The organism is Shewanella sp. 5_MG-2023 (assembly GCF_030547465.1).
Taxonomy (GTDB): Bacteria; Pseudomonadota; Gammaproteobacteria; order Enterobacterales; family Shewanellaceae; genus Shewanella.
Window position 1 is genome coordinate 1 of sequence record NZ_JAUORC010000040.1, and the last position, 12,173, is coordinate 12,173.

Sequence of the window (12,173 nt, forward strand, 5' to 3'; positions counted from 1 at the left end):
AGTGGCCATTCGCAGGCCAAGCCGCACAGTTCAAAGCATTGGTAACCAAAGGATAATTGTTATAGCTTTATGCTTTCGTGCTGGTTAATAGTGGCCATTCGCAGGCCAAGCCGCACAGTTCAAAGCATTGGTAACCAAAGGATAATTGTTATAGCTTTATGCTTTCATGATAATGACCATTTGCAGCCAAACCACACATTTCATCATAAGCTGTTTGATATACCACATTAGCCCTGGAATAATAATGGCTTCGCAGCAGCGTCTTAGCCTCTGCGAGTGAATTAACTACTGTGCAAGCGCTGCCTGCTGTCAGTCCTGAAAAGTTATTATCCGCATCCACTACGCCCACCAGATAGTGAGTCGAATCTGCCACACCGATGATCGTTGGCTGACTGTCGTTATACACAGACTGCTCGAAGGTATTCAGCCCATGTTGACTCGTATCTCTTGGGTTATTAACGGCTTTATTTATACTAGGCATAGTGGTTCCTCGGATGTAATAACTGATGCTTAAAATCAAGCTTCATTAACTGCAGCGACTAACTGCGGCAATTTAAGACTTAATGACTGCTCTCAGCACTGAGTTGTTAAATAAATTACGTTCAATGTCCAAAAATTGTTCACTACAATGACTACAGCCACAGTCACAATCCCTTTTTCACCCACACTTAAAAGTAAAATTGTTACTGAAATGTTTACAACAATAGCCAATATATATCCCGCCCCGTAGCACTTGAAAGCGATTCCCTTCCCAAAGTGGCTCCCACACACATAAGTAATTTGTATAACTTCTAATTTACTGAAAATATTGAATAAATTATGGAAACCTAATATATAAATTTAACGAAACCATGAATTAATAGTCACTTATTTAGCGATTAAACAACCTGTTAACTCGATCACATTAACAAGCTAAACACCTTTAGGTAACAACCAAAACAGAATCATTACTTGATTTAGATCAAGGTCTAATTAAAACCCTAAGTTAGAGTAAAGACTCTAAAGTAGAGTTATTACTCTAACTTTGGGTGTTGAAGATCTATTCGAATAAGAACTAAACAAAAACGTGAATTTTTTTGAACATAGCTCCATCAGTTAGGAGCTATAGATTGCTAAATAACATGCTCTCGGAGGCATTATGGACATCCCAGTCTGGCAATATTTCGTATCAATGACAGGTTATATTGTTTTATTACTCGTTTTGGTTGAAGGTATGCGCCGAACACCAAGATTAACCGCCGCTTTTTGGCTACTTTCATTAGTGACAGCCCCACTATGGGCAGATCAACTTGACGGATGGTTCCGTTGGGTTAAGACGGTCAGTGTATTAATCCCCACTGCAATTGTTGTTGGTGGTGCCCGTATCGCGTGGCTATATCATCAAAACCCACACAAGGTGCTGGCGTTTTTCCGCGGCGACTGGGTGTTAAAATTTCTATATGCAGTTTTAGTGTTAAACATTGCAGAAGCCACATTAAAAGACTTTGCTACAGCAAACTACTTTAACGCAATCTGTGGTGTCATTCTTTGTGTCACTATTCCTTTCCCACGCTACAAAAATGGTAAACGTGTCTATTGGGTTATCGGTAAAGACAAACCAAACGACTTACTGTTTTATTCCACAGCGGCATGGAACTTCCTCTATACCACCTGGAACCTAGCCTTTGTATTCGGTGAGAGCCCTGCGTTCTTCGCAAGTTCATTCTGTATCTTGATGGCGGCAGAGCTATACCCATTAATCAAAGGTCGACCAGAGCTTTACGTAATCGCGCGTGTTTACACCTTGGCATTCCACCTACTGATCCGCGCTAACAGCGACGTGTTTGTACCACTAATGGATTCAAGCAGCTGGGCCAACGATAACGTGCTGTATTACTGGGGCGTCATCAACCTTGCTTTACACGTTCCTTTCGCAATTTGGTACTTCACCATGCAGAAGAAAAATGGTGAACCACCATTTGGTGAAAAGTCTCCACCACCATTAGTCAGCGAATTAGAAGATGATCAAACGGCTCAAGATAAGAAATTAGCAACAGCCTAATCACCTCCAACCGAATACCACATCGGTATTCGGTTAATACAACACGAGACGTTGTTATGAAACATAAACTAATAACACTTTTTAGCGCGGTTTTTGCGTTAATGATGGTAAGCATCACCAGCGTAGCTAACGCTGATGACGCCATTAATCATCAAGTAGAAACTCAGCCGCTACCAGGGCAAATATGGCAAGGCACCAGAGACGGCAAACCCGGCGAAGGTAGCTTGTTTTATCGAATGGAATTTGCTGAAAACAATCTTGTCAGTGTCACTAAACAATCTGGCGGCTTTAATAAAGTCGAAACCCAGCGTTGGCAGCAAACTGCCACAGGTGTGGTGATTAGCAGCCAAGCGGGTGATGAGATTAATGACTTTGATGGGGCAACATTAACTTACGTTGACAGTGAAGAAATCCGCTTCACCTTAGCAGACGATGGCTTCAACATTCACAAATGGTATGAATACCGCGCTTATGGGCATGTATTACTGGTGCTATTTGGCTTAATTGCATTAAACGAAATGTGCCGACGCTACAAATGGAGTAACTACGTTTTTTGGTTCATCTTACCCATAGCGCTTATTCCACTGTGGTCAAGCTATGAGATCACCTACTGGTTCAAATGGGTAAAACTGTACTCAGTTGTTGGTGCTGCAGCCTTATTTACCTTAATCCGCTTTACCAAAGTCGGTGATATGAAATGGGCAAAATTCGGCGCTGCTGCATTCCTCGCGATTAATATTTCAGAAGCGGTAATGCAAGACTTCAGTATGGGTAATCTTGCCAATATCCTCAATGCAACTGGTGGTGTGCTATCTATTATCACCCTTGCAGGTTGGGCGAAAATTTTCTCAGACAAAAGTAAGCAGCAAGACATGATTTGGCCAGCAATGACCACATTTTGGATTATCGCCTACGACGTTTGGAATATTGTGTTCGTTTACCTCAATTTCCCAGGCTCTGCGACGGCGCAAATGATGGTGCTAATCGCAGCAACATTACCAGCGCTATTCATTAAAAAAGGCACTTGGTTACAGGCTCGAGCATTCACTTTAGCAGGCTCGTTCATGTACTACTTCAGCTGCCCATTCATGTACGAAAGTAACGTGGTTCCACTACCACGCAATGATGAACTCATGCTGGCAGCAGGTGCAGCTAGTTTCATCATTAATGCTGCTTATGCTTATGTATTCTTTAGTAAAAAATATACCAACACCCGTTTAATGGCAGGTTCATACCAAGCCCAATAAAACGTGAAGAAGTAATGGGTACTGGCGCAACCTATCGCCAGTACCACGAGGATTAGTCCTCAGAAATTTATAACGCTAATGATAAAAACTAATTAAAAACTAATTACAAAATAATGGAGTTACCATGAAAACACGCATTCTAAGTATGGCAATACTCGCTTCAATGACTTCTGGTTTAACTTATGCTGCTGACACAGAAGCAGATATTGATATGTCTAATCCAACTGATGTTTACACCTCTATTGGCGCATCATACGGCAGTGAAGGCATGAACATTAAAGGCCAATTAATGCTGTCGGAAAAAACCGCTGATTCAGGTCAAAAGAGTGGGGTTATTTTCGAAGCTAAAAATATCTTTAACGAGGGTGATAAAAGCCCTAAATTTACTGGGATGATAGAGCATCCTGATTACGGCCTTGTACCAACATTTAATGATGAAACCAGCAAGCGTTCGTACCGTTTACGTTATGGCACTATCAACACCACAAACGGCACCGGCTGGTCTATTGACGCCATCCTAGCTGACCATCCTTTTTATGGCAGCATGGCAGTGGTGCAAGCGGGTCCTGTGATGACGATTCCGGTTACTGATAACTTCTATATTTGGCCAATTTTATATGCCGGTGCTGTGGTCGTTGGCGATAACATGCAAGATATTACAGCTACAGACATCCCGGTAACCAGCAGTGGCATTGATGTTCCATCACTCATTTTAACCGGTATGGTTTATGCCCGTTATGCCTTTAATGATAACTGGTGGATGCTATTAAGCGCTTCTTATACCGAAGAAATGCAAGGCAAGTCATGGAGCGATGACATCATGGATGGCGGCTTACAAATGGCAAGCTTTAGCGGTGAATTATCTTTGGCATATCAAATGAACAAACGCCAAAACGTGCGAGTGAACTATAAAACAGACAATAGTGATAGCACTGATGATAGCTATTGGATTGAATATAACCACGCATTCTAGCCAGTGTATTTTTAACTAATAGCCACTAATGCTCTTTCGCTGCTAAATACCAAACTGTTTCAGTATTGGCAGCGCTTTTTAATCCTTAATGGAGGATGACATGATTAAACGCATTATTACCGCAACGAGCTTAATGTTCGTGTGTGCCAGCGCCTCAGCTGCCGTTGATATTTCAGGTGTCAGTGTGCCTGAAAACGTGACTTTAAATAACAGCACTATGGTGTTAAACGGCGCCGGAGTTCGGAGTAAATTTTTTATCGACTTATATGTCGGTTCTTTGTTTACCACCAGCACCAGTACCCAAGCACAACAGGTGATTGATAGCGACTCCCCAACTGCGATTCGGCTTAATATTACCTCAGATATGATCACCTCAGAAAAAATGATCGATGCCTTAAATGAAGGCTTTGATCGGGCAACAAACGGCAAAACGGAGCCGATTGCCGCCAGTATTGAATCCTTGATCAACTCTTTTTCTGATCCCATTAAGTCAGGCGATCAATTCACCTTAATGAGCGTGCCCGGTGAAGGTGTGATTAGTTACAAAAATGGCCAGCAATTGGCTGTCACTCCAGGTGAAGACTTCCGTAAAGCGGTGCTCAGTGTCTGGTTAGGCAAAAAGCCAACCGATAAAGGCCTAAAAAAATCGATGCTAAAAGGTTGATCTAAAACAATAAAAGTGACGATAACCATGGTCTAAGGCGATAACTGTTTGCCGCTGTCACCTTAGCCATGGTAAATCTAGAACAAATTTTAATAAATCAATAAAAAAACAATAATTTAGATGTGAATTATTTAGTTTAGGCTAAGGTAAGTATTCGGTTTTTTATCCCCTAGGCCTTTTCTACTTTGTATTATAAGAGGCAACTTTATGACTCCTTTGGCAATGTGGCGTGCTGCTTTTTTCCCGACCAATAATACCTGGAATGACACTCAACTCAGGTATGTGGAAGTCATTCTATTTTTCTCACTTTTATCACTATTTACCGGCCTTTACAGTCTGTTTAAATGGCTGCAATTTGATCATAGTTTATTGATCTACACCTCTATATTTTTAATTATTGCCGAGATAAGTGCAGGCTTAATTTTGCGCTTGGCAAAAATGCCGACCCTCGCGCTTAATGTCGGTTTCCTTGGTATGGCTCTACATGCACTGAACCTTATTTATCAGGACGGTGGTGTGCTCAATTCAAGTCAGAGCCTATGGTTAACGGTATTACTGATCGCCTTCTTTTTAACTGCAGGTATTTTAATGGCGACGATTTGGAGTGCGCTGGTGATCGCAGCGTCATCTTGGATGCTAATGTTAGAGTTACAAGGGGTGAGCATTCCGGTTATGGAACTGTCTGATACGGCATACATGACAGAGGCTTGGTCTGGTTTATTAATGCCACTGATTATAATTGTTATCGCCCAAGCCTTTACCGCCAAGCAACGTAATAAAGCCATTGAGCATGCTGAAAAATCTCAGCATCAAACAGAAAAAGTCGCAAATGATGCAGAGCAAAGCGCCCAGCAATTATCGTCGATTTTACATCGCGCGGGTGACAATGCGGTGCAACTGTCTAGCATGGCTGAGGTACTTGAAACACAATCTGAAGACTTGCATCATCAAGTGGATGATTTAAATCAAAACTGCCAATCTCAGGCCAGCGCCGCTGAAGAAATGAACCAACAGCTTAGCCGGATGACTCAAGATGTTGAGCAGTCAGAATCATTTGTGGTCGATTTACGTAATCGCAGCCAACTTATCAATGATCAGGCTCAGCTAAGTGCCTCATCACTGGCGGCTACTACAGAAGCTATCAGCAAAATTTTAGTCAGTAATAAAGAAATTATGTCAGTGGCAGATTTAATTACCTCGGTGGCAGACCAAACCAACTTATTGGCACTCAATGCTGCCATTGAAGCGGCTCGCGCTGGTGAGCATGGGCGCGGTTTTGCAGTAGTGGCTGAACAAGTGCGCGAGCTGTCAGCTAAGAGTAATACCTCTGCAGTCGAAATTCGTAGCCTGTTAGATCGTAGCCAAAAAGAAGTGCTGCACGGCCAAAGTGTCATTGAGCAATCCAGTAATGAGCTCACCAGTATTATCGCTAAGGTCGCAGAGACCCTCAGTGATATCAATCAACTTGCCGATACCATGGTGCATCAAGTTCAGGCAGTTCAAGAACTTAATACTGCCAGCGCCGAAGTTGCTAGCAGTGTTGTTAAAACTCATCAAGTATCAGAGTCTGTTGCCAACCAAGGCGAGAAGCTTACCCACCAGGTTGAAACGCTAAAAAGGTTAGCAACTGATTTGAATATGGCAGTCAGTAGCTAGTATTGCCAAGCTGTAAATACGAACCCTAACAAAGAGCGCTAACAAAGAACACTCGAAATTAGCACTCGTTCAAATATAAACCAGTTAAACAGCTTGTTGATAAAACTGTGATACAGATCTCTTGAGCACATGGGTAACATCACGCATGCTGTCAGTCCTTTTTGTTAAACTTTTTAATCGCTTAGCAAAAAGATCCGTTCGGATGAAGGTAGCAGGAGAGTGGGGAGCAACCCCACACCGACGAGGCAAGTTTGTTGGATGGTATTGATATCATTTAATAAACCACTCTTTCAGGTGCCACTTAGTGGTGAGGACTGTTACTGGACGAGCCTCTGGAGAGACTGTAAGCATTAGTGGTTCGCAGCTTAATGTCATTACAGCGCCGAAGGCGAAAGTGGCAGTTGAATTAATTCAACTGCCGCGAAACGCTCAGGCAAAAGGACAGAGGAGAGGATGACTGTATTCATTTATGGTCACTGTCGTTTTCTGCTGTGCCTAATGTCATCAATCATGATGAACACCTGCATGAGCTGTATTCCTCAGTACCACAAATCCAGCCATTTCTTTTCCTCCTCCATATTAATTTTGTTGTTTAATATTCGAGGAATACCATGAATTTTCACGCGCTTTTAGCCGATATCAATGCCATTGTTTGGGGCCCTATAACCCTATGCTTACTGATCGGCACCGGGCTATATCTCACCATTCGCCTAAAATTACTCCAAGTCCTTAAGCTGCCACTGGCCTTAAGCTTATTATTTAAACCTGCTAGCGGCAAAGGCGACTTATCTTCCTTCGCGGCCTTATGTACAGCGCTATCTGCCACTATCGGTACTGGTAATATTGTCGGCGTCGCCACCGCGATTAAAATCGGTGGGCCGGGCGCCCTTTTCTGGATGTGGCTAGCAGCCTTCTTTGGAATGGCAACCAAATATGCTGAATGTATGCTGGCAGTAAAGTATCGCACCACCGATGCCAGAGGTAATATTGCTGGCGGGCCAATGTACTACATTGAGCGTGGTCTCGGCTTAAAGTGGCTAGCCAATATTTTTGCTATTTTTGGTGTCGGCGTAGCCTTTTTCGGTATCGGTACTTTCGCCCAAGTGAATGCCATTAGCGATGCCATGACCATTGCCTTTGATGTGCCGACTTGGGTTACCGCCCTCGTACTCACCACCCTTGTCGCTGCGGTGACGATCGGCGGCGTTAAACGCATTGCCAATGTGGCGCAAAAGTTAGTACCTACTATGGCGCTAGGTTATGTATTGGCCTGTTTGTGGATTTTATTTAGCTTTTCTGAGCAAATCATTCCGGCCATTGAATTAGTATTACACTCAGCCTTCGCCCCTATTGCTGCAGCAGGCGGTTTCTTAGGCGCAACGGTGGCGCAAGCCATTCAAATTGGTATCGCCCGCGGGGTATTCTCTAATGAATCGGGTTTAGGGAGTGCGCCCATTGCGGCCGCTGCCGCTAAAACTAAAGAACCGGTCGAGCAAGGCTTAGTCAGCATGACCGGCACCTTTTTTGACACTATTTTGATTTGTACCATGACAGGCTTAGTGCTGATTATCACCGGTGTGTGGAATGGCGATACTGCTGGCGCAGCAATGACCAGTGCAGCCTTTGCCTCTGGCGGCTCAGTGATTGTCGGCCAGTATGTGGTGACCATTGCTCTAGTGTGTTTTGCCTTTACCACCATTCTAGGTTGGCATTATTACGGCGAGCGTTGTTGGTACTACCTAACCAGCAAACGCTTAGGTGAACAAGGTATTAAACTATATCAGTTTATCTTTTTAACTTTGATTGCCGGCGGCGCGTTTATTCAACTAGACCTTATTTGGATGCTGGCCGATACCGTTAATGGCTTAATGATCATTCCGAACTTGATCGGGATTATTGGTTTAAGACACATTATCTTAGCCGAAACCAACAAGTACTTTGCTAAGCAGCTAGGTAAACATGCCTCTTACAATGCACTGGACTCAGCAGTTAAGTAACGAGGTTTACTGAAATACCTTAAGCCCTTTTTTAATGTTTAAAAACAGGCTTAAATAATAAAAAGGCGCAGTCAGTGAATGACTGCGCCTTTTTTGAAAGCTGATTATCTCAGCACACATCATCTTGATAAGCATCAAATTAACCTAGGGATTATTTAGCTGTGATGGTTTGTTTTACTGTGCTTTTTAGATTTTTCATAAAGGTTTTAAAGTGAGGCATAAAATCCAAAAATAGTGGATGCTTACGGTTTTGCATCATCACAGGCCCTAACAGTCGTAAGGCTACGGCGACTCTGGTGGCAAGCGGCGCTTCTAAGCCACTGCCCTTTTTTATATTTTCAACAGCGTTGAATAGGTCTTCCCTATCTTGAAACTCAAAGCTTAAGGTTTTGCCAGTATCTTGGCCTGAGATCTGCTCTTCAACGGTAATGCGGTAGCGATTTTCTCGGTTAATTTTAGGGATCATAATCTCTCTCCGGCTTAATGAAACTAGTTGATAAGGTCAACTATAATTGCACTGGTTGATTTTGTCAACCATTTAATTGTAGCAATGTTAACCAGTAGAGAGCTGTTATAAGGTTTACACAGGGTTTGGATTAACTGGTTACGCTTCAGCAAGACGCAACCAGTTAGTTTGAGCTAGGACCTTGTTAGTTTCAGCCTGCTTTTTATGACGTTAAACTTTTAATTGCCGCGCATTAACGGCGACATTAAGCTTTAAGGCTTGGGCTTTAACACTTAAGCGTTAAGACTTGAGAAGTAATCATCCCAACTTTGATGCTTACGACCTGCAGCTTGGGTAAAGTCGCTGGGGTTATCTGATTTACCATTAAGTATGCCTTGGTAAATACCTGCAATCACCGTACCCATAAATTCACCCAGTTCAGCGGTGCGATCGTCGCGGTATTGCGCCACTGAAACAGGAATATATTTAAGGCTAAGCTCAAAACTCTTATTCAAGTATTCAGCCAATTGATATTGAGTTATTGACTCACCATGGAGGTTATAAACATGGCCGTTATGTTTATCTTCAGTCAACATGCAGGCATAGGCAAATGCCAGCTCTTTTCGAGTGGTGTAACCGCACTTGCCATCGCCAGCGCAATTGGAAATAAAGCCGGCCGCCTTGTAGCTATCAATATACTCAATATCTGGCTCAATATAGATACCGTTTCGGCCTATAACCCACTCAAGTCCTGAGCTCTGGACATCTAGCTCGGTTTGTCGATTACTCTGAATAACCGGAGAAAATGCAGTGTCTTCCTCAGCGCCTTGAACGCTGGTATAGACAATTTTTTTAACCCCTGCCTGCTTGGCTGCTTGAATAACATTACGATGCTGAGGAATACGCGCTTCAGGGGCTGCCATACCTGATACCAGTAATAAGGTATCGACACCATTAAGCGAAGTCTCAAGCTCAGCGAGATTATCGTAATCACCTGGGCGAACTTCAACCCCAAGGTGTTTGGCATTGTCGACGGTTCTAGCAAGGGCGATTACATTGTAATTGGGGCCTAAAGCAAGCAGGGCATTTACTATTGCAGCGCCAAGTTGACCACTAGCTGCTGTTACAGCAATATTCATTGGATATTCTCCTGTTCAAAGCATTTAATCCATCGGTGAGTGCCAATCTACAAAAATTAAAGCATAGCAGCTTATTTGCGCAGCCGAATAACTGCTAGTGAATAACCACAGCCGAATAGCCACTGGCGAATAACTGCTAGCGAATAACCGCAGCCGAATAACTGCTAGCGAATAACCACAGCCGAATAACTGCTAGCGAATAACCACAGCCGAATAGCCACAGCCGAATAGCCACTGGCGAATAACCACAGCCGAATAACTGCTAGCGAATAACCACAGCCGAATAGCCACTGGCGAATAACTGCTAGCGAATAACCGCTAGCGAATAACCACAGCCGAATAGCCACTGGCGAATAACTGCTAGCGAATAACCACAGCCGAATAGCCACTGGCGAATAACTGCTAGCGAATAACCGTAGCCGAATAACCATTGGTGAACACCATTAACAAAGGTTAACCCTAAAGAATAGGCAAAAAGCAGCATTAATATCTAAATAAGACTTAAAGTAAGCCTCTTTTAGTGTTTTGTGTTACGAAAAGTCTTTTCCCATCCAACAAAACGCTATCTCAATTGATGCAGATCAAGGTGCTCCTAGCTTAACTATTGTCTTATAAAGGTGACTAAGATCACTAAAGCACATTCAAACTGTGCTTTAGTGTCACAAATATAACCCTACAAGCTCCATCACATAAAATAATAGGTGTACTCATGGAATTACTACCGAACTGCTATACCGACGTGTGTATCAATGGAAAATGGTTTCATTACGATCACAACAAACAAGCGGCATTTATGCTTAATGGTAGCGATCCGCTCTCAATTGAACTTGAGATTACCCCCACCACAGAAGCAGAACTTGAAGCACACCTGGCCTCTATTGCCACCTTCTAAGCAAACTAACTACCGCAATATCAAACCTTGGTTTGATAACGACAATGCCAGAAACAAAATTCCCCTCAATATTGTTTCTGGCTTGATATTTCATTTTCCGCTGTCGCTTTAAGCTATAATGACAATACAACACCAAGAGTATCTAGTTGTTAATGAGGCATTAATGGAAAAACGTACGGTTGTAGTTATTGATGACGATCCTGTTTGCACAGGCCTGTTACTGGCAATTTTGGGCGATGAATATCGGGTTATGACAGCAAATTCTGGCGATGCTGCTATCGAAATGTTTGCAAGCATTCGCCCTAATTTAATTTTCGTCGATATCACTATGCCTAATATCAATGGCTATCAAGTAATCAAGTTTATTAAAGATCAGCCTGAAATCGCCAATACTCCGATCGTAGTAGTCAGCTCACTCATTGAAGCATCTGATCAAGAGTTAGCCTTAAAAATTGGTGCTGATGATTACCTGACGAAGCCCATCATGCCCAATGATGTGCAAAAAACTATTGATCGCTTTCTGAGTTAATCGATCATTTGAGCAGTAAAAAAGCCTTTTCATAATGAAAAGGCTTTGTCATTTTTACAGCTAGCTTAAAAGTACATTGGTAAGTACCTTAATCCATAAACACTAATTCATAATGAGCTTTGTCACCTTTAACTTCTAAGGCTACCCGGTAAGTCTCAACCGCAGTTTTCCAATTCACACTGTCTAAGGTTAAATAATACAGCCCTGATTCAGCTTCATTGATATCAAGTGAGCAGGTTTCAGCCTCAATGCAATTTGCATGACTCGCCTGATGCCAATCCAGATTGTACTTGGTTGACGACTGCGTCTTTGAAGGGTAACCCATAATAATCAGGTTAAATGCACTTGCGTCAGTGACCGACAAATCATCATCACCTGTCAGTTTTACTGTCACTGCGCCATTTTCTGCATCAACAGATTGTAAGCTAGCAGTTAAGGTCTCAGTTTGATCAATATTGACCGTCAATACCGGAGGCTCTACAGGTGGCTCAATTGGCGGATCGATAGTTTCATCATCAGAGCCTCCACAGCCAAACAACAACATCGAACTCAAGCCAATGACACTACATAATTTAAGATGTTTCATGTTA

The 12,173-nt window shown here is 42.8% G+C and carries 13 protein-coding genes and 1 riboswitch; of the genes, 8 read left to right on the top strand and 5 right to left on the bottom strand.

All coding sequences use genetic code 11. The features are described 5' to 3' along the window. Window positions 1-148: 148 nt before the first annotated feature. Complete coding sequence (locus Q4557_RS18335; protein ID WP_102440695.1) at window positions 149-481, bottom strand: DUF6482 family protein; 333 nt, start codon at window positions 479-481, stop codon at window positions 149-151. 657 nt (window positions 482-1,138) lie between these two features. Between Q4557_RS18335 and Q4557_RS18340 the strand changes: the two genes are divergently transcribed. The 6 genes from Q4557_RS18340 to Q4557_RS18365 all read left to right on the top strand — a co-directional run bounded on the left by Q4557_RS18340 (window position 1,139) and on the right by Q4557_RS18365 (window position 8,578). Next, on the top strand, window positions 1,139-2,041 hold the full coding sequence (locus tag Q4557_RS18340) for a hypothetical protein (RefSeq protein ID WP_102440696.1): 903 nt from the start codon (window positions 1,139-1,141) through the stop codon (window positions 2,039-2,041). Between the two features lie 56 nt (window positions 2,042-2,097). Continuing rightward, window positions 2,098-3,288, top strand: coding sequence for a DUF5692 family protein (locus Q4557_RS18345; protein WP_241900991.1), 1,191 nt, complete (start codon window positions 2,098-2,100; stop codon window positions 3,286-3,288). Between the two features lie 124 nt (window positions 3,289-3,412). Continuing rightward, complete coding sequence (locus Q4557_RS18350) at window positions 3,413-4,261, top strand: hypothetical protein (RefSeq protein WP_102440697.1); 849 nt, start codon at window positions 3,413-3,415, stop codon at window positions 4,259-4,261. Between the two features lie 100 nt (window positions 4,262-4,361). Further along, window positions 4,362-4,925, top strand: coding sequence for a chalcone isomerase family protein (locus Q4557_RS18355; RefSeq protein ID WP_102440698.1), 564 nt, complete (start codon window positions 4,362-4,364; stop codon window positions 4,923-4,925). Between the two features lie 207 nt (window positions 4,926-5,132). Then, window positions 5,133-6,581, top strand: a complete 1,449-nt coding sequence (locus tag Q4557_RS18360; protein ID WP_102440699.1) for a methyl-accepting chemotaxis protein — start codon at window positions 5,133-5,135, stop codon at window positions 6,579-6,581. A 322-nt stretch (window positions 6,582-6,903) separates the two neighbouring features. Then, window positions 6,904-7,036, top strand: a riboswitch (glycine riboswitch). Between the two features lie 156 nt (window positions 7,037-7,192). After that, the gene (locus Q4557_RS18365) at window positions 7,193-8,578 is read left to right on the top strand and encodes a sodium:alanine symporter family protein (RefSeq protein ID WP_102440700.1); all 1,386 of its coding nucleotides are present in this window, start codon (window positions 7,193-7,195) and stop codon (window positions 8,576-8,578) included. Between the two features lie 151 nt (window positions 8,579-8,729). On the opposite strand, the gene Q4557_RS18370 is transcribed toward Q4557_RS18365, so the two are convergent. The 3 genes from Q4557_RS18370 to Q4557_RS18380 all read right to left on the bottom strand — a co-directional run bounded on the left by Q4557_RS18370 (window position 8,730) and on the right by Q4557_RS18380 (window position 10,593). Next, window positions 8,730-9,044, bottom strand: a complete 315-nt coding sequence (locus Q4557_RS18370; RefSeq protein ID WP_303414607.1) for a DUF3861 domain-containing protein — start codon at window positions 9,042-9,044, stop codon at window positions 8,730-8,732. Between the two features lie 272 nt (window positions 9,045-9,316). Continuing rightward, window positions 9,317-10,162 (bottom strand): SDR family oxidoreductase, encoded by an 846-nt coding sequence (locus tag Q4557_RS18375; RefSeq protein WP_102440702.1) that lies wholly within the window; start codon window positions 10,160-10,162, stop codon window positions 9,317-9,319. A 164-nt stretch (window positions 10,163-10,326) separates the two neighbouring features. Continuing rightward, entirely contained in the window at window positions 10,327-10,593 is a 267-nt protein-coding gene (locus Q4557_RS18380) for a hypothetical protein (RefSeq protein WP_303414611.1), read from the bottom strand. 278 nt (window positions 10,594-10,871) lie between these two features. Between Q4557_RS18380 and Q4557_RS18385 the strand changes: the two genes are divergently transcribed. After that, window positions 10,872-11,054 (top strand): hypothetical protein, encoded by a 183-nt coding sequence (locus Q4557_RS18385; RefSeq protein WP_076538754.1) that lies wholly within the window; start codon window positions 10,872-10,874, stop codon window positions 11,052-11,054. A gap of 163 nt (window positions 11,055-11,217) precedes the next feature. Then, window positions 11,218-11,583, top strand: a complete 366-nt coding sequence (locus tag Q4557_RS18390; protein ID WP_102440703.1) for a PleD family two-component system response regulator — start codon at window positions 11,218-11,220, stop codon at window positions 11,581-11,583. Between the two features lie 88 nt (window positions 11,584-11,671). Here Q4557_RS18390 and Q4557_RS18395 read toward each other — a convergent pair whose 3' ends face one another. Continuing rightward, window positions 11,672-12,169: a hypothetical protein gene (locus Q4557_RS18395; protein WP_102440704.1), complete on the bottom strand. Its 498-nt coding sequence runs from the start codon at window positions 12,167-12,169 to the stop codon at window positions 11,672-11,674. Between the last annotated feature and the right edge of the window lie 4 nt (window positions 12,170-12,173).

What these genes read in the sequence shown, in the direction of transcription:
- Q4557_RS18335 (WP_102440695.1), bottom strand. Translation starts at nt 481, where the DNA reads ATGCCTAGTATAAATAAAGCCGTTAATAACCCAAGAGATACGAGTCAA.
- Q4557_RS18340 (WP_102440696.1), top strand. Translation starts at nt 1,139, where the DNA reads ATGGACATCCCAGTCTGGCAATATTTCGTATCAATGACAGGTTATATT.
- Q4557_RS18345 (WP_241900991.1), top strand. Translation starts at nt 2,098, where the DNA reads ATGAAACATAAACTAATAACACTTTTTAGCGCGGTTTTTGCGTTAATG.
- Q4557_RS18350 (WP_102440697.1), top strand. Translation starts at nt 3,413, where the DNA reads ATGAAAACACGCATTCTAAGTATGGCAATACTCGCTTCAATGACTTCT.
- Q4557_RS18355 (WP_102440698.1), top strand. Translation starts at nt 4,362, where the DNA reads ATGATTAAACGCATTATTACCGCAACGAGCTTAATGTTCGTGTGTGCC.
- Q4557_RS18360 (WP_102440699.1), top strand. Translation starts at nt 5,133, where the DNA reads ATGACTCCTTTGGCAATGTGGCGTGCTGCTTTTTTCCCGACCAATAAT.
- Q4557_RS18365 (WP_102440700.1), top strand. Translation starts at nt 7,193, where the DNA reads ATGAATTTTCACGCGCTTTTAGCCGATATCAATGCCATTGTTTGGGGC.
- Q4557_RS18370 (WP_303414607.1), bottom strand. Translation starts at nt 9,044, where the DNA reads ATGATCCCTAAAATTAACCGAGAAAATCGCTACCGCATTACCGTTGAA.
- Q4557_RS18375 (WP_102440702.1), bottom strand. Translation starts at nt 10,162, where the DNA reads ATGAATATTGCTGTAACAGCAGCTAGTGGTCAACTTGGCGCTGCAATA.
- Q4557_RS18380 (WP_303414611.1), bottom strand. Translation starts at nt 10,593, where the DNA reads ATGGTTATTCGGCTACGGTTATTCGCTAGCAGTTATTCGCCAGTGGCT.
- Q4557_RS18385 (WP_076538754.1), top strand. Translation starts at nt 10,872, where the DNA reads ATGGAATTACTACCGAACTGCTATACCGACGTGTGTATCAATGGAAAA.
- Q4557_RS18390 (WP_102440703.1), top strand. Translation starts at nt 11,218, where the DNA reads ATGGAAAAACGTACGGTTGTAGTTATTGATGACGATCCTGTTTGCACA.
- Q4557_RS18395 (WP_102440704.1), bottom strand. Translation starts at nt 12,169, where the DNA reads ATGAAACATCTTAAATTATGTAGTGTCATTGGCTTGAGTTCGATGTTG.